Source organism: Halorubrum shenae (genome assembly GCF_051194165.1).
Taxonomy (GTDB): Archaea; Halobacteriota; Halobacteria; order Halobacteriales; family Haloferacaceae; genus Halorubrum.
Genome location: NZ_JBLZNI010000010.1, coordinates 1 through 14,830 on the forward strand (window position 1 = coordinate 1; position 14,830 = coordinate 14,830).

17 protein-coding genes and 1 pseudogene are annotated in these 14,830 nt (G+C 67.7%); 5 read left to right on the top strand and 13 right to left on the bottom strand.

All coding sequences use genetic code 11. From position 1 onward, the window contains the following. Positions 1 to 381 (bottom strand): annotated as a pseudogene (locus ACNS88_RS12135) (RNA-guided endonuclease TnpB family protein); the annotation flags it as partial. 307 nt (positions 382 to 688) lie between these two features. Between ACNS88_RS12135 and ACNS88_RS12140 the strand changes: the two are divergent. Next, a complete protein-coding gene (locus ACNS88_RS12140; RefSeq protein ID WP_435098154.1) occupies positions 689 to 943 on the top strand; it encodes a DUF7999 family protein in 255 nt (84 codons plus the stop codon). 71 nt (positions 944 to 1,014) lie between these two features. On the opposite strand, the gene ilvD is transcribed toward ACNS88_RS12140, so the two are convergent. The 4 genes from ilvD to ACNS88_RS12160 all read right to left on the bottom strand — a co-directional run bounded on the left by ilvD (position 1,015) and on the right by ACNS88_RS12160 (position 4,765). Continuing rightward, the gene (ilvD, locus tag ACNS88_RS12145; protein ID WP_435097892.1) at positions 1,015 to 2,802 is read right to left on the bottom strand and encodes a dihydroxy-acid dehydratase; all 1,788 of its coding nucleotides are present in this window, start codon (positions 2,800 to 2,802) and stop codon (positions 1,015 to 1,017) included. A gap of 83 nt (positions 2,803 to 2,885) precedes the next feature. Further along, entirely contained in the window at positions 2,886 to 3,977 is a 1,092-nt protein-coding gene (locus ACNS88_RS12150; RefSeq protein ID WP_435097895.1) for a type I restriction enzyme HsdR N-terminal domain-containing protein, read from the bottom strand. 78 nt (positions 3,978 to 4,055) lie between these two features. Further along, complete coding sequence (locus ACNS88_RS12155; protein WP_435097899.1) at positions 4,056 to 4,364, bottom strand: MarR family transcriptional regulator; 309 nt, start codon at positions 4,362 to 4,364, stop codon at positions 4,056 to 4,058. 8 nt (positions 4,365 to 4,372) lie between these two features. Further along, a complete protein-coding gene (locus tag ACNS88_RS12160) occupies positions 4,373 to 4,765 on the bottom strand; it encodes a VOC family protein (RefSeq protein WP_435097903.1) in 393 nt (130 codons plus the stop codon). Between the two features lie 262 nt (positions 4,766 to 5,027). On the opposite strand from ACNS88_RS12160, the gene ACNS88_RS12165 reads away from it, so the two are divergent. Next, positions 5,028 to 5,414 carry an SHOCT domain-containing protein gene (locus tag ACNS88_RS12165; RefSeq protein WP_435097906.1) on the top strand — a complete coding sequence of 129 codons (387 nt, stop codon included), beginning with the start codon at positions 5,028 to 5,030 and terminating at the stop codon, positions 5,412 to 5,414. A 13-nt stretch (positions 5,415 to 5,427) separates the two neighbouring features. Here ACNS88_RS12165 and purQ read toward each other — a convergent pair whose 3' ends face one another. Together purQ and purS are read right to left on the bottom strand one after the other, a co-directional pair. Continuing rightward, a complete protein-coding gene (gene purQ, locus ACNS88_RS12170; RefSeq protein WP_435097909.1) occupies positions 5,428 to 6,105 on the bottom strand; it encodes a phosphoribosylformylglycinamidine synthase I in 678 nt (225 codons plus the stop codon). Then, a complete protein-coding gene (gene purS / locus ACNS88_RS12175) occupies positions 6,102 to 6,353 on the bottom strand; it encodes a phosphoribosylformylglycinamidine synthase subunit PurS (RefSeq protein ID WP_004045690.1) in 252 nt (83 codons plus the stop codon). The genes purQ and purS overlap by 4 nt, the downstream gene beginning before the upstream one ends. Before the next feature lie 180 nt (positions 6,354 to 6,533). On the opposite strand from purS, the gene ACNS88_RS12180 reads away from it, so the two are divergent. Together ACNS88_RS12180 and ACNS88_RS12185 are read left to right on the top strand one after the other, a co-directional pair. Next, positions 6,534 to 7,517 carry a formyltetrahydrofolate deformylase gene (locus ACNS88_RS12180; RefSeq protein WP_435097913.1) on the top strand — a complete coding sequence of 328 codons (984 nt, stop codon included), beginning with the start codon at positions 6,534 to 6,536 and terminating at the stop codon, positions 7,515 to 7,517. Positions 7,518 to 7,569: 52 nt separating this feature from the next. Next, positions 7,570 to 7,767 (top strand): hypothetical protein, encoded by a 198-nt coding sequence (locus tag ACNS88_RS12185; protein ID WP_435097916.1) that lies wholly within the window; start codon positions 7,570 to 7,572, stop codon positions 7,765 to 7,767. Here the strand turns inward: ACNS88_RS12185 and ACNS88_RS12190 are convergent. Next, entirely contained in the window at positions 7,764 to 10,598 is a 2,835-nt protein-coding gene (locus tag ACNS88_RS12190) for an ATP-dependent helicase (RefSeq protein WP_435097919.1), read from the bottom strand. The genes ACNS88_RS12185 and ACNS88_RS12190 overlap by 4 nt on opposite strands. Before the next feature lie 133 nt (positions 10,599 to 10,731). Here ACNS88_RS12190 and cmk point away from each other — a divergent pair, with 133 nt between their 5' ends. Then, entirely contained in the window at positions 10,732 to 11,346 is a 615-nt protein-coding gene (cmk, locus tag ACNS88_RS12195; RefSeq protein ID WP_435097922.1) for a (d)CMP kinase, read from the top strand. A gap of 22 nt (positions 11,347 to 11,368) precedes the next feature. Here the strand turns inward: cmk and ACNS88_RS12200 are convergent, their stop codons facing one another. The 5 genes from ACNS88_RS12200 to ACNS88_RS12220 all read right to left on the bottom strand — a co-directional run bounded on the left by ACNS88_RS12200 (position 11,369) and on the right by ACNS88_RS12220 (position 14,742). Beyond that, positions 11,369 to 13,030: a hypothetical protein gene (locus ACNS88_RS12200; RefSeq protein WP_435097925.1), complete on the bottom strand. Its 1,662-nt coding sequence runs from the start codon at positions 13,028 to 13,030 to the stop codon at positions 11,369 to 11,371. Between the two features lie 193 nt (positions 13,031 to 13,223). After that, positions 13,224 to 13,559, bottom strand: coding sequence for a rhodanese-like domain-containing protein (locus tag ACNS88_RS12205; RefSeq protein ID WP_435097928.1), 336 nt, complete (start codon positions 13,557 to 13,559; stop codon positions 13,224 to 13,226). A 2-nt stretch (positions 13,560 to 13,561) separates the two neighbouring features. Continuing rightward, positions 13,562 to 13,696 (bottom strand): hypothetical protein, encoded by a 135-nt coding sequence (locus tag ACNS88_RS12210; RefSeq protein ID WP_435097931.1) that lies wholly within the window; start codon positions 13,694 to 13,696, stop codon positions 13,562 to 13,564. Between the two features lie 60 nt (positions 13,697 to 13,756). Beyond that, a complete protein-coding gene (locus tag ACNS88_RS12215; protein WP_435097934.1) occupies positions 13,757 to 14,185 on the bottom strand; it encodes a desampylase in 429 nt (142 codons plus the stop codon). A gap of 92 nt (positions 14,186 to 14,277) precedes the next feature. Further along, positions 14,278 to 14,742, bottom strand: a complete 465-nt coding sequence (locus ACNS88_RS12220; RefSeq protein ID WP_435097937.1) for an MGMT family protein — start codon at positions 14,740 to 14,742, stop codon at positions 14,278 to 14,280. Between the last annotated feature and the right edge of the window lie 88 nt (positions 14,743 to 14,830).

Below are 14,830 nucleotides of genomic sequence, written 5' to 3' on the forward strand. Positions count from 1 at the left end.
TGTTTGCGGTAGCCGGGCGGGTTCGCTTTCGTATCTCCGTTTTGTCGGTTGCCGTACCAGCCGTTGAACGCCTCAGCGAGTTCTTGAAGGACTCGCTGTGCTCAATGAGCGAAGCTCATTGGCATCACGAGACGGCTCCGCCGTCTCGAACGAACTTGACTGCGAATGCAGGTCATCATAGCGTTCGTGGTTTTTGAGGTACGTGGTGAGTTCGTTGTGGTTGGGAATGTGATCGATTTCATCCCAGACCCGACTGCATGTCCACCGGCCGACGTTCCAGAGTTTCGAGGCGGCGAACCCGAGCGAATCAAGGTCGTCTTGCACCCGAGACTGGTTCCGTATGGAAGCAGTGTAGGTGCGAGTAACGACCTGTTTCGCCATACGTAACCTATGTAGAGAAATTCACTTGAAGGCTTGGATGGAGCAGCGTGGAATATCCAGCCGTGCCATCGGACGGTGGACTGTGAAGGGTGGTGTCGGATTCATCCCCGCGCTAAAGCGCGAGGCTTTCTCCTCGATTCTCCGTAAGCTGTCGGGAGCCGCCGGAGTTCGGCCAGCGGAATCGCGAGCGCGACGCGACGCCGTCGTTTCGACTTGTGAACACCTTATATTCGTATTACCACCTGATCGACGACTGTATTGAATATACGGAGTATTGAAGTAGGATATCCAAGAATAACAGTGTATGATGTCGGAATCAAACGCGTACACCGTCATTTCCGAGCAGAACGATCACGATTGCACCACGGTACGTGCACATCCACGCAACGAGACGTTTCACGTCGTCGAGTACGCCGACGAAGACGCGCGCGATCGCGTCGCCGACCTCCCGGTAGGGTCGGTAGTCAAAATGGAACTGTCGCGCGCTGGTCGCCGTAGCAACGTCTGGCGCGCCGAGTCCGTCCGGACGGCGCACACCGACGGTGGGACGGCAGGTGAGTAGGAGCGTAGGGAAAGAAAAACGGGAACGGTCCGGGAGCGCTTATAAACGCTCGGCGTCGCTCGCTCGGCTCCTTATAAATCGCGAGTCAGCCGCGGATTCGTCACGGCGCCGTCGGACGCGCCGGCGAAGTCGCGGGCGTACTTCGCGAGGACGCCGCCCTCGTACTGCGGTGCCGGCTCCTCCCACTCCTCGCGTCGCTCCGCCAGTTCCTCCTCGCTGAGGTCGACAGAGAGGTCGCGCTCGGGGATGTCGACGGTGACGTGGTCGCCGTCCTCGAGGAGCCCGATCGGACCGCCGTCGGCCGCCTCGGGCGCGACGTGGCCGATCATCGGGCCGCGGGTCCCACCGGAGAAGCGGCCGTCCGTGAGCAGCGCCACGTCCTCCTCGTGGCCCGCGCCCACGACGGCGGCGGTGACGCCGAGCATCTCGCGCATTCCGGGACCGCCGGTCGGCCCCTCGTTGCGGATCACGATCACGTCGCCGGAGTCGACCGCGCCCGACTGGACGTACTCCATCGCGTCCTCCTCGTTCTCGAACACGCGCGCCGGCCCCTCGTGGTAGAACGCGTCCTCACCGGTCACCTTCAGCACGGCGCCCTCGGGGGCGAGGTTCCCGTGGAGGATCTTGATGGCGCCCTCCTCCTGTTTGGGCTCGTCGACGGTGTAGAAGAAGTCCGCCTCGATATCGTCGTCGTCCGGAAGCGCGCCGCGCTCCTCCAGCTCCGCCAGCTCTTCCGCCACTGTCCGCCCGGTGACGGTCATCGCGTCGCCGTGGAGCAGGTCGGCCTCCAAGAGGCGCCGGAGCACGACCGGGACGCCGCCGATCTCGTGGAGGTCGTTCATGACGCGGCTCCCGCCGGGCTGGAGGTTCGCGATCTTCGGCGTGCGCCGCGAGATCTCGTCGAAGTCCTCGATCGACAGGTCCACGTCGGCCTCGGCGGCCAGCGCGAGCAGGTGGAGGACCGCGTTCGTCGACCCGCCCATCGCGGTCTGGAGCGCGATCGCGTTCTCGAAGGATTCCCGCGAGAGGATGTCGGAGGGGCGGCGGTCGTTCTGGATGCAATCCAAGGCGAGCTCGCCGGCGCGCTCGGCGACCTCGTAGCGCTCCGGGTCCTCCGCCGGCGCGGAGGCGGAGCCGAGCGGCGCCATCCCGAGCGCCTCGGCGATCGAGGCCATCGTGTTGGCCGTGAACATCCCGCCACAGGAGCCCGCGCCGGGACAGGCGTTACGCTCCAGGTCGTCGAGCTCCTCGCCGCTCATGTCGCCTTCGGCGTAGGCGCCGACGCCCTCGAACACCTGCACGATGGTCACGTCGCGGCCGTCGTGTTGGCCGGGCATGATCGAGCCGCCGTAGAGGAACACCGACGGGAGGTCGGTGCGGATCGACGCCATCAGCATGCCGGGGAGGTTCTTGTCACAGCCCGCCACCGTCACCAGCGCGTCCATGCGCTCGCCGAAGGAGACCAGCTCGACGGAGTCGGCGATGACTTCCCGGGAGATGAGGCTCGCCTTCATCCCCTCGGTCCCCATCGAGATGGCGTCGGAGATGGTGATCGTCCCGAACTCGATCGGCATCCCGCCCGCGGCGTCGATCCCGTCGATCGCGGCGTCCGCCACGTCGTCGAGGTGGACGTTACACGGCGTGATGTCTGCCGCCGGGTTCGGGACGCCGATGATGGGCGAGGAGAGGTCCTCGTCGTCGAACCCCATCGCCCGGAACATCGCGCGGTGCGGAGCCTTGTCAGCTCCTTCCGTCACGTCTCTGCTCGGTAGATTCTCGTCTTTCTCGCCCGCAAATCGGTCCGCGTTGTCGCGCCTTCGGGAGCCGTCTCCCTCTGACTGCGGCTGCTGTTCGCTCATATCCGATCCTGTCCCTCGGGGGTCTTAAACGGACGCAACGGGGCGAGGGTTGCTCGGTGGGGCGAACCAGTTCGGGGTGGGAGTTACCACTCGCCATCGAAGGCAATATCGACGCCGCAGGCGTCGGCAAAATCGCGGAGGTGGCGCTTCTTATCGCCCTTGTTCAGCGAGGTGTACACGTAGTAGTCGCCACCAACCGCACGATACAACCGCATTTCTTCGCCTGACGGATGTGCCGGTTCGTCGTTTAATATTGCAATCTTCTTCCCGGGAACGTACGGGAGCGGGGCATACGCGTCGATCAGGTCGTGATCTCTAATAAGATGATTCACAACGGTCCCCATGAGGTCAGCTTGACTCTCGTCGCTGAACGAGCTTGACTCCGTTTGATCAGCGATTTCGACCACGTATTCATCGGACAAATCACCGGCGTCGGTCTGTTCGCTATGGTCCGACTCAGTTCTCGGCTGTGCAGAGTTGCTCGCGGCGGTGTGGCTGTCGTTTTGATCGCTTTCCAACTCCGCGATCAGATCGTCGACGAACGTTTTCGAGAGCGACTCCGCCGGCTGGGAGACCACCTCGCCGACGCGGTCAACGACGGTTTCGCGGAGCGCCTCGGCGACCCCCGCTTTTCGGTCTGTGAGCGTCTCGATCGCCTGTCTGCGGCGTTCGACACGTTGGTAAATCTCCGTAGACGCGCCCGACCGGATCGACTCTTCGGACAGCGCCGCGAGCAGCCAGTCGTTCGCCGTGAGGCCGGACAGATCGATGCGTCGGAGGAGTTTCACATCGGGCTTGTCGCCGTCTTTTTTGAGTCGGTAGATGTGGAACGACTTTCCGTTCGTGAGAAGTCCCCAGTCGACCCACTCCTGTCGCATGTAGCTCCGTAGTTGGTCAGCGTGCGACTCGGTGATAGTGGTGTCACAGCCTTTCGCTTCGACGAACACCGCCGGCGACCCGTCGGTGAACAGCGCGTAGTCGACCTTCTTTTTCGTCGATCCCATCTGGACCGAGTACTCCATCTCGATCTCGGTCGAGTAGAAGTCCCAACCGAGAACGTCTTTTATAAATGGGTCTATCAGCCGTGCCCGGGTGTTCTGCTCGTCCATCTGTGGAGACGCCTCGACGAGCGACCGGGAGCGTTCGACGTAGTCCGACACCGTCTCCTCGTCCATCTTCCCGAAAGTTCGGGTGCGCACCCTCTTAAAAGTAAAACGTTGCTGACGAACCGGCGCAGCGACTTGCGAACGCCGTCACTGGACCTCCTCCATCTCATCGGTCCGTAACTCTTCGAGACGTTCCTCACCGTATTGTTCGTTTGCAGCCTCGTGGTGTCGGTGAAGTCGGTACGCGGCTCGAAGCTGATCTTCGTCGTTGGTAATCGCCCAATACGGGCTCTTGTGACGTACGAGTCCCCGCTCCTTCAGTCGCGAGAGGATCGCGCTGACGGCGTCCGTGTCCAATCCGAACTGCTCGGCGATCGTTGCCGCTTTCCACGCGCGGTCGTCGTTCTGATCGAGGAACGACACGATCCGCTCGGTGTCGTTTCGCGTTTCGCACATAGAGAAGTTTACACCTCGGTCTTCAGCTCCACCCGATACCCGAACGGGTCCCGGACGTACACAGCTGCCGACTCGCCCGCGGCACCGAGCGGTTCGTCGAGCGACTTCTCGATCTCGACGCCCGCGGCGCCGAGTTCGGCCTCGATCTCGTCCGCCGACTCCTCGACGACGACGGCGACGTGGTCGTAGTTCGTCGCCGTCGGCGGCTCGAACTCCTCGCTCGGCCAGCAGTGGATCACGGCGGTCGGCGACAGACGCACGTCGAAGAAGGGCTTTTCGCCGGCCACGTACGGCCCGTCTTCGATCCCGAAGCCGAGCCGCTCGCCGTAGAACGCCCGGGCGTCGTCGACGCCGTCGGCGGGGATCCGGAGGTTGACGTGGTCGATATGGCGTGCCTGCATGGAGTTCCGTTCGAGCGCGAATTTTAAAAAGCGAGCCGGTCGGAGCTGGGCACCACCGACCGGGATCCGAGCCGACGGGAGCGAGCGCGTCGTATATATGTATGGAAATGGAACGATTGCACATGACTACGACCGGCATCGACAGACGGATCGCGGGAGTCGTCCGTCTCGCGTCGCTCGGCGCGTTCGATCTCGGTGCGCTCCTCGTCGGGTCCCCACCGCAAGCATCACGCCAACGGCTACCGGCATGGGGTCGGCGAGAATGACGGGCGGCATGGGGGCGGCAGGGATGATGGGCGGCATGGGCGGCATGGGCGGCATGGGCGGACCGGGAATCGCTTCGTTCCTGTTCGTTCTCCTGCCGCTCGCGGCGATGCTCGTCCTCGCGTACGTCGGCGTTCAGGCGCTGTCCGCCAACGGCGAGACCGAGTCCCACCGACGGGACGCTCCCCGTGACGCCGACGACGAGGACCCGGTGGAGCGGCTCCAGCGGCGATACATGGAAGGCGATCTCAGCGAAGCCGAGTTCGAACGGGCGCTGGAACGCGAGCTGGCCGACGACGACGGCGTCAGCGGGGCCGACCGCGAGCGCATAAGCAATCTCGATACGGAACCGCGAGAGCGCTCGGACCCCGCAGACGACCGGTGAGGAGACGGGTCGGTCAGGCGAACGCTTCGAGGATCCCCGCCCCGTCCGTGCCTCGACCGAGGTCGGGGAGCGTGGCGCGCTCGGGATGGGGCATCAGGACGGCGACCGACTCGCGCTCGCCGAGGACGCCGGCGACGTTGTCGGTCGAGCCGTTGGGGTTGGCGTCGTCGGTGACCTCGCCGTCGGCGTCGCAGTAGCGGAAGAGCACCCGATTTTCGGCGACAAGGTCGCTGTGAGCCTCCTCGCTGATCTCGAAACGACCCTCGCCGTGCGCGATGGGAACCTCGATGACCTCGCCCTCCTCGTAGGCGGCGGTCCAGGGCGTGTCCGCGCGTTCGACGCGCAGGTGGACGGGTTCACACTGGAAGCGCGCGGAGGCGTTGGTGGTGAACGCGCCGGGTGTAAGGCCGGACTCCGAGCCGATCTGTGCGCCGTTGCAGACGCCGATCACGGGGACGCCGTCGGCGGCGGCCTCGCGGACCGCCTCCATGATCGGGGCGCGGGCGGCCATCGCACCGGCGCGGAGGTAGTCGCCGTACGAGAACCCGCCGGGAAGCACGATCCCCTCCGTGTCAGCCGGGAGCCCGTCCTCGTGCCAGACGCGCTCGGCGTCGACGCCGACGTGTTCGAGCGCGCGGACCGCGTCGCGGTCGCAGTTTGACCCGCCGAATTGGATAACTGAGACCGTCATCGCTCCGCGACCGCGACCTCGTAGTCGTGGATCGTCGGGTTCGCGAGGAGCCGCTCGGCCATCTCGTCGGCGCGGTCGGCGGCCTCGTCGGCGTCGGCGGCGTCGAGGTCCACTTCGAACCGGTCGGCCGACCGGAGGTCCGACAGCTCGAACCCGAGGCGTTCGAGAGCCTGCTGGGTCGTCTCGGCCTCCGGGTCGAGGACGCCCCGCTTCAAGCGGACCGTCACCGTCGCGGTGTATGCCGTCATGTGCGGTAGTGCGGAGTCGTGTGTAAAAACCGTTTTGGAACATCTTTTATATCCATGTTCGTGGATACATATTGGTCGATCGTGCAGGAGGTGGGGTCGGTACAGAGCGAAAGGGGCAAACCCCTCCGCGTTCTTCTCCGGATGTATGCAGCCGTTCGAACCATCGGAGGTGATCGTCGCATGACCCGCGAACTGACCGAAATCACGGTCGTCGGAGGAGACAAGACCGGACTCATCGCGCGGGTCACCTCCCTGCTGTTCGAGCGGGGAATCAACATCGAGGACCTCGATCAGGCGGTCCGCGAGGGCGTCTTCCGGATGACCACCCGCGTCGATGCCTCGGAGATGGAGACCTCTCGGGGTGAGCTCCGGCGCGCGCTCGCCGAGCTCGGTCGGGAACTTAACGTGGACATTCAGGTCCGGTTCCCGAGCGACCGCGACGCCCGCCGGATCGCGCTGTTAGTCACGAAGGAGACCCACGCGCCGGAGACTTTACTGGAGGCCGAGGCCGCGGGCGACCTGGCCGACGACGGCGAGGAGGCCGAGATCCCGGTCGTGATCGGTAACCGCGGCGATCTCCGGTCGCTCGCGGAGCGCTACGACAAGCCCTTCTACGACGTGGGCGACGGCAACGGCAACACCGACGAGGAACGTCTGCTCGACCTGCTGGCCGAGTACGACGTGGACCTGATCGCGTTGGCCCGCTACATGCGCATCCTCTCCCCGGAGGTCGTCTTCCGGTACGAGGGCCGGATCATCAACGTCCACCCCTCTCTCCTGCCGGCGTTCCCCGGCGCGGAGGCGTATCGGCAGGTGAAAGACGCGGGCGTCCGCGTCGCCGGCGTCACCGCCCACTACGTGACGACCGACCTCGATCAGGGACCGGTGATCGCCCAGCGGGCCTTCGACGTGCCTCCGGGGGCCGACGTCGCCGAGATCAAGCGCCGCGGGCAACCCCTCGAAGCCGACGTGTTGCTCGCTGCGGTCCGACTCCACCTCGCGGACGCCATCGCGATCCACCGCGGCACGGTCCACGTCCGCGAGGACGCCGACGTCGACGCCCAGTTGGGGCTGAGCGAGGCCGCGATCGACGCGAACCCGGACGAGCCGGTCGACGGCGAGCCGTTGTCGCGGTCGGGGACGCCGACCGCCGAAAGCGACTGAGCCGGGCGGTAGCGCCCGTCTTTTTAAAATCCCACGAGACGTATCGCCGCATATGCGGTCACAGCGGACCTTCAGTCGGTTCGCCGCCGACGCTAGCGCGATCGTTCGCAGCGACGAGCGACTGATCCTACTCTTCTTGCTGCTCCTGTCGGTCGTCGCGCTTGCCGTGTTCCGCCACTACACCGTCGCGCTCCTCGACGGACTGCCGGAGGTTCTCCCTCCGGAGTTGCCGCGGCCGGGCCCCGTTTAAGCGTCTTCGATCGCCGACTGCACCCGATCGTGGAACTCCCGGAGCGTCGCCGACTCGTCGCCCGCGAGCACCGAATCCGAGTCGACGAGCGTCGCGAGCCCGAACGCGAGCGGGGTCGGCGAGTCGACCGTCTGGTCGACGACCGCGAGGTCGCCCTCGGCGATCCGCTCGGCCGCCGCGCGGATCCGGGGCGCGTCGAGCCGGTCGTCTAACAGCTCGCGGTACGTCTCCTCGATCACCGCGAAGTCGTCGAGCCCTTCCGCGAGCGAGAGCAGCGTCTCCGCCGACACCTGCTGTTCGGCCGCCGACTTCTCGTACCCCTTGTACCGCTTGAGGATCATGAACGAGCGCGCCGCGTTGATCCGGAAGTAGCGCTGGAGGAGGTCGGTCCCGCGCAGCGCCGCCCGGAGGTCTCCGCGGACCGTCTCGGGGTCCAGTTCGCGAACGATCTCCGCCACGTCGACCTTGCGGTTCAGGGGGAGCGCGAGGCTGAAGCCGCGGTCGGCGACCGCGACCGTCGGCTCGGCGTCGGTGCGGGCCGCGCACTCGGCGGCGACCAGCCGCGAGAGTCCCTCGTTGAATCGTCGACCGTACGTCGCGTGGACGTGGAACCGACGCTTGTACGCGTCGCGGTCGAGCACCTCCTCCACGGCGAGCCGCGAGGAGGTCGACGCGCTCTCCACGCCCGCGTACGCGACCTGCTCGTCGTAGGTCCGGGCGATCGCTCGCACCGAGTTGCCGTCGATCGGAAGCTCCCGGAGCCACGCCCGAACCGCGGCGGGACCGCCGCGTTCCAATCGGTCGAGCAGGTCGGCCTGAAACGCGAGCACCTCCGCCGCCAGGTCCGCCGACAGCGGGAGCCGCTCGGCGTACCACGTCGGCACGGTCGGGCGCTCGTCGGTCCGGTCGACGTACACCTTCGAGCCGCGGCGGTAGCGGAACGCGAACCGCTCGCCGCCCAGCGCGAACACGTCGCCCGGCGCGAGGGTGTCGAGGAACCCCTCGTCGAGGGTCCCGGCCGGCTCGCCGTCCCGGGTGACAACGTCGCAGCCGAACGAGTCCGGGATCGTTCCGACGTTCGTCATGTAGATGACCCGCGCGAGCCGGCCGCGCTTGCCGACGAGCGTCTCGCCGACCGGATGCTCCTCGTGGTGGTGTTCGCCGTCCGGCGGGTCGTTCGCGTCGCGCCACACCTTCGGGTAGACGTTCCGCTCCGCCAACCCCTCGTAGTCGCCGGTGAGGTATCGCATGAGCCGCTCGTACTCCCCTGTGCCAAACGCGCGGTAGGGGTGGGCGCGCCGGAGGACCTCGCGGATCTCCCGGTCGGGGCGGACCCGGTTGATCGCCATCCCGTAGACGTGTTGGGCGCCCACGTCGGCGGCGCCCTCGGGGAGCGACACGCCGTCGACGAACCCCGACTCGGCGCGGGCGAGCATCGCCGCGCACTCGACCAGCTCGTCGCGGTCGAGCGCGAACACCCGCCCTTCGACGGTCTCGCCGGGGCTGTGGCCCGCCCGCCCGACGCGCTGGAGCAGGGCCGCGACCGACTTCGGCGACCCCACCTGCACGACTAAATCGAGGTGCGGCATGTCGATGCCGAGTTCGAGACTCGTCGAGGTGGTCACCACGTCCAGCGTGCCCGCCTTCAGTCCCTCCTCGATCCGGGTGCGCTGCGTCTCGCCGAGGCTCCCGTGATGACAGCCCGAGTCCGACTCGTCGTAGCCGAACCGCTCGCGCAGCTCCCGCAGGGTGCGCTCGGCGCCCGACCGCGAGTTCGCGAACACTAGCGTGTTCTCGTGGTCCTCGATCAGTTCGTGGAGGGCGTCGTAGAAGCGATCGGTGACGACCGACTCGTCGGTATGAATGAGGTCAGCGGCCGGTGTTTGGAGCTGCAGGTCGAACTCCCGGCCGAACCGCGCGTCCACGACCTCGCAGTCGCGGGGCGTGAACCCCTCGGGGTCGCCGACCTCGCCGCTGACGCGCTCGCGCCCGACGAGGAAGTCGGCGACCTCGTCGAGCGGCTCGACCGTCGCGGAGCAGCCGATCCGGGTCGGCGAGCCGTCGGCGATCTCCGTCAGCCGCTCCAGTGACACCGAGAGGTGGGTCCCGCGCTTGTTTCCCGCCAGCGCGTGGATCTCGTCGACGACGACGTACTCGACGGTGCGGAGCTTCTCCCTGAACCGCGGGGCGTTGAGCAGGATCGCCAGCGTCTCCGGCGTAGTGTTGAGCACGTGCGGCGTCTCCTCGAGCATGGCCCGCCGGTCGGCCTCGCTCGTGTCGCCGTGGCGGATCGCTTGGCGGACGCCGGGGTCGGGATCGACGTCTCCGTCTTCGTCGCTCTTGCTCGCAGCGGTCATTTCCGCCGCGATCCCCGCGAGCGGCGCCTCGAGGTTCCGCTCGATGTCGTTCGCGAGCGACTTCAGCGGAGAGACGTACAGGCAGTAGACGGAGTTCTCCAGTTCGTCGGCCCGCTCGCGCGCGAAGAGGTCGTCGAGGACGGCGGTAAAGGCGGCGAGCGTCTTGCCGCTCCCCGTCGGCGCGGCGACGAGACAGTTCTCGCCGTCGTCGACGCGAGGGATCGCCCCCCGTTGTGGCGGGGTAAAGAGCCCGCCGTTCTCGCCGGCGTACGCCGCGAACTGCGAGACCCACCAGCGACGGACCGGCGGCGAAAGCCGGTCAAGCACGTCGGCGTCCGGGAGGGGAACCGTCTCCGGATCGAACTCGACGTTGGGCGCGCCCTCGCGAGCGAGCGCTCCTCTGAGGAGCGCTCGCGCAGACGGCTCGGGGTCCTCTCCGCTCCCGTGCGAACCGTCGTCTGTGAGTTCGCTCACTGTCTCATGGTGGGCGCGCCGCGGGAAAGCGGTTACGTCGACTGCGGCGCGAGGCAACCCGAATTCGAGCGAATCTGCGCCGGTTCGCGCGAACCGCCCCGTTTATCCGCGGTCCGCCCGTGGCGGCGCACGTATGAGTGGAACCTCGGGGGCGGCAGAACGGGAGATCGACCGGAACCTCTTCGTCACCGTCTCGGGGCCGCCGGGCTGCGGCGCGACGACGCTGGTAGAAGGGGTCGCGGCCGCGCTCGACTGCGGCTACGTCTCCGGCGGCGAGCTGTTCCGCGAGATCGCCGCCGAACGCGACATGAGCCTCTCACAGCTGATCGCGAAGGCCGGCGAGTCCGAAGAGATCGACCGCGCGCTCGACGAGCGGCTCCGCCGGATCGCCGAGAAGTGGGGGACCGCGAACAAGGCGTTCGTCCTCGAATCGCGGCTCGCCGGCTGGATCGCCGGCAACCGCGCCGACATCCGGATCTGGCTCGACGCGCCCGACGAGGTGCGCGCCGACCGCACCCTCGACCGCGAGGAGATGACCTCGGAGATGCAGGTCCGCGAAGTGATCGAAGAGCAGCGCTACCAGTCGTACTACGGGATCGACCTGTCCGACCGCTCCATCTACGACCTCGCGATCAACACCGGCCGCTGGAACGCCGAGGCGACGCTTGACCTGGCGCTCACGGCGATCGAAGGGTACGACGTCGAGTCCGACGAGGGCGCGTTCGATACGCCCGACTTCGAGATCTAGCCGGCTTCGAACGCGAGACGCGTTACGACCCGTCGAACGCGCTCCTGACGGCGCGCTGCGCCCGGTAGAGGGTGTACGCGACGGAGAGGCCGACGAGGACGACGGTCGCCCCGGCAGCGGCGAGCACCGGACCGGACGCCGGGGGTTTCAGGTCGCGGTCCGAACCGCAGCTGCCGCACCCGTCGTCGCCGCAGTCCCCGCAGCCGGGTGCGTCCGAGTCGGTCTCGTCGCCGGCCGCCGTCCGTTCCTGCGCGGGGGATGACGGCATGCTCTCGGTTAACCGCTCCTCCATCGTCCTCGGGCCATCGGGCGAATCGGTCGCTTCGGGTGAGCTCGTTTCGGAGCGCGACTTCGCTCCCACCCCGTCCGCGGCGTCCGTCGCGTCATCCGGAGTAGTGGCGACCTCGATCGACTGGTCCGCCTCGGCGGTCGAGCCGTCGGCCTCGTCGAACAGGTTCGGCGCGTGCGTGCGCAGCGCCTCCAGCCCCGCCTCGATCTCCTCGCGGTCCTCGTGGCCGACCGCGAACTCGGCGAGGTCGTCGACCATGGCTCGCGCGCGCTCGGGCCGGTCCGTCTCCACGTAGCTGCGGGCCGCGTCGAACATCGCCCGGCCGAGCCAGTGCGCGAAGACGGGGTTGTCGTACCGGCGTTCGAGCGCCTCGAGGCGTTCGAGCTTCTCTTCGCCCGCCTCCACGTCGCCGTCGAAGAACGAGGCCCGCGCGGAGAAGAACGTCGCGACCGCGGTCCACGTCGCGCTCGACGGGGTCGAGAGCCGCTCGTGGTAGTCGGCGGTCTGGCTCGCCCAGTGTTCGACCCGACCGACGTCGGCCGCCTCGAAGCCGGCGCGCGCGGCGTTCGCCGTCGCGACCGGGAGCCAGCGGAGGATAGACTCCTCTTGTGCCGGGTATCGGTCGGCGAGCGCCTCGATCCGACCGATCCGCTCCTCTATCGCCTCCACGTCTGCGCGCTTCGTGTCCGCGTTCGTGCGCCCGGCGAGGACGCCGGCCAGCCCCGCGGCGACGTCCCCGTCCGGGTGGGTCCCGAACAGCTCCTCGGCGCGGGCGACGCGATCGCGTCCCGCGCCGCGCTCGGAGGGAGCGTCTTCGGGGGCTCCGTCGGCGTTATCGGGATCGTTGTCGAGATACAGCTCCGCGTGAGCGTACGCCCGGAGCAGCGAGGCGGCGACGTCCGGCTCGGGGTGCGCGTCGTACACGCGTTCGAGACGGTCTCGCAGCGGTCCGATCCGGTCGCGCCGGTCCGCCTTCCCGTTCGCGTGGATCGTCTCGGCAGTCGCTCGGGCCAGCGGCGCCGCGATCGACGCCTCGGGGCGGCGGCCGTACAGCTCCTCGATCCGCTCTCGGTACTCCTCGATCCGGTCGGGGTCGATCGCGGTCTCGTAGACGTCGTCGCGGTCCCGTACGCTCGTCGCGTTCGCGAGGGCGTTCGCGAGGTGGACGTCGACGTCGTCGCCGTCGTCCCCGGCGCGACGCAGTCGGTCCAGCCGCTCGATCATCTCGGCTTCCGCCTCGAACTCTCCGCGGTCGCCGTACGCGTCGGCGAGCGCGACGAGGGCGTCCGTGAGCCGCTCCCGGTCGTCCGCGTCCATCTCCCCCGGCGTCGTCGCGTCGAACCCGTCGACGCGCCGTTCGAGTTCGTCGACGGAGCGGGTGTCGCTAGATACCATGTGTACTGGTTCCACGTTGGGACGAAACGACGTAAACACTCGGCTTCGAGCGCACCCGCCAGCCGTCGGCGTCGTTGTTGCGGTCGGACTGTCGTCGAAGGGCTCGTACAGATCGACGCGGCGCTCGGCGGATCAGCAACGGGGCGGCAAGCGTACTTAAAAGGCGGCTCCGCGTCACGGCTCCCCCCGGCGCTCAGTCGTCCGCCGGCTCGCCGGACTCCAGTTCGAAGTCCCACTCCTCGTAGCCGCCGGCCATACTGGCGACGAGCACGTCGTCTTCGACGTCTTCGTAGCTCTGGATCAGCATCGCGGCCTGCTTCGACGACTGCCCGATCGGACAGGCGCAGACCACGTCGGTGTCGTCCCAATCCATGTCGGGAACCATCGACGAGAGGTCGCCGAGCGGGACGTTGATCGCGCCGGGGATGTGACCTTGTTCGTACTGCGCCGGCGATCGCGTATCGATGACGCGGACGTCTTCGTTCTGAACCCGCTCGCTGACCTCTTCCGGGGTGAGTTCCTCGACCATCGTCAGTCCTCCCCGAGAGAGATCCGCTCGTGACCGCCCGTCGACCGTCGCGGGTGTGCAGTCGCGGCTTCCGAACGCGCTTCGGTGGTCCCGTCGTCTGTCCGTCCGACGACCTCGTCTCGGGATGAGTGGCTCATAGGAGCGAGTACGCCCGTGACGACGTAACCCCTTTGATGAGCGGCGAACACCGTCTCCGATCAGCGCTCGCTCCGCACGGTGACCGTCTCCTGTTCGAACCCGTCGTCGTCGCCGCGCCAGCGCCACGAGCCGACGAACGGGTAGCCGTCGAGCGCGCAGATGACGTACGAGTGGCCGGGCCACGTCGCCCGCGCGGCGTCCGTCTCGCTCGGGTTCGTCGGCCCGGTCGGGTGCGAGTGGTAGAACCCGACCACGTCGAGTCCGTCGTCTTCGGCCCGCTCGATGAGTTCGAGCTGCTCCTCCGGATCCATCGCGTACCGTATCTGGGGCGTCTCGGCGACGTTCTCCGCCTCGTACGTCTCTGTGACGACGCTCGGCTCCCCCTCGGTTCCGTGAGTACCCGCGAGGACGCCGCAAACCTCCGCCTCGCCGCCGCCGTACGCGCGGAACACGACGTCGTCGTAGGCCGCCCGCGAGAGTTCGATCATGGTCGGAGACAGGGGCGTCCGCCCGATAAGTCCGTCCCGTCAGGCCTCAACCGGGACGCGAATTCCCCCGCCCCTCCGCCGCAATCGGACCGCTACAGTCCTTCGACGCGCCGAAGCGCCTCGCGAACCTCGCCCGGCGTGGCGTACGGTCCGCCTTGCACGCGGTGGTCCGGGAAGAGGATCGGGATCGGGTTCTCGCGGAGGGCGCTGGTCACGAGTTCCAGATCCTCCGGGTCGTCGGCGTCGAGCGCGGCCAGCCGCGTCAGGCGACTGACCGAGGTCTCCTCGCCGTAGGGAATCGTTTCGAGCGCTTCGAGGACCGCCCGACGGTCGGTCGGGACGGTGAGTCCGGTGGCGACGCCGTCGAACGCGTCGCGCTCGCCGCCGAGAGACGCCTCGATCCGGTCGAGCAGGTCGTGGTCCGCGCCCGCGTCCGCCGGCGCCGTCGCCGGGAAGGCCACCGAGATGACGCGGCCGCCGGCGACGCCGACCTCGACCGCCCGCCCGAACTCCTCGAACTCGCGGGCGAAGACGCCCGACGTTCCCGTCGTGTTCATACCCGCGATCCGTGGCCGCGACGGTTAAATCGACGGGGGCCGTCCGGACCCGGGTCGCAATCGGGTCTCCGGCCTCCCGAGCAGGGGT

Excerpts from the sequence above, each read along its gene's own strand:
- cmk (WP_435097922.1), top strand. The coding sequence starts at position 10,732 with ATGAGTGGAACCTCGGGGGCGGCAGAACGGGAGATCGACCGGAACCTC.
- ACNS88_RS12185 (WP_435097916.1), top strand. The coding sequence starts at position 7,570 with ATGCGGTCACAGCGGACCTTCAGTCGGTTCGCCGCCGACGCTAGCGCG.
- ACNS88_RS12220 (WP_435097937.1), bottom strand. The coding sequence starts at position 14,742 with ATGAACACGACGGGAACGTCGGGCGTCTTCGCCCGCGAGTTCGAGGAG.
- ilvD (WP_435097892.1), bottom strand. The coding sequence starts at position 2,802 with ATGAGCGAACAGCAGCCGCAGTCAGAGGGAGACGGCTCCCGAAGGCGC.
- ACNS88_RS12210 (WP_435097931.1), bottom strand. The coding sequence starts at position 13,696 with ATGAGCCACTCATCCCGAGACGAGGTCGTCGGACGGACAGACGACGGG.
- ACNS88_RS12200 (WP_435097925.1), bottom strand. The coding sequence starts at position 13,030 with ATGGTATCTAGCGACACCCGCTCCGTCGACGAACTCGAACGGCGCGTC.
- ACNS88_RS12160 (WP_435097903.1), bottom strand. The coding sequence starts at position 4,765 with ATGCAGGCACGCCATATCGACCACGTCAACCTCCGGATCCCCGCCGAC.
- purS (WP_004045690.1), bottom strand. The coding sequence starts at position 6,353 with ATGACGGCATACACCGCGACGGTGACGGTCCGCTTGAAGCGGGGCGTC.
- ACNS88_RS12150 (WP_435097895.1), bottom strand. The coding sequence starts at position 3,977 with ATGGACGAGGAGACGGTGTCGGACTACGTCGAACGCTCCCGGTCGCTC.
- purQ (WP_435097909.1), bottom strand. The coding sequence starts at position 6,105 with ATGACGGTCTCAGTTATCCAATTCGGCGGGTCAAACTGCGACCGCGAC.
- ACNS88_RS12180 (WP_435097913.1), top strand. The coding sequence starts at position 6,534 with ATGACCCGCGAACTGACCGAAATCACGGTCGTCGGAGGAGACAAGACC.
- ACNS88_RS12215 (WP_435097934.1), bottom strand. The coding sequence starts at position 14,185 with ATGATCGAACTCTCGCGGGCGGCCTACGACGACGTCGTGTTCCGCGCG.
- ACNS88_RS12155 (WP_435097899.1), bottom strand. The coding sequence starts at position 4,364 with ATGTGCGAAACGCGAAACGACACCGAGCGGATCGTGTCGTTCCTCGAT.
- ACNS88_RS12165 (WP_435097906.1), top strand. The coding sequence starts at position 5,028 with ATGACGGGCGGCATGGGGGCGGCAGGGATGATGGGCGGCATGGGCGGC.
- ACNS88_RS12205 (WP_435097928.1), bottom strand. The coding sequence starts at position 13,559 with ATGGTCGAGGAACTCACCCCGGAAGAGGTCAGCGAGCGGGTTCAGAAC.
- ACNS88_RS12140 (WP_435098154.1), top strand. The coding sequence starts at position 689 with ATGTCGGAATCAAACGCGTACACCGTCATTTCCGAGCAGAACGATCAC.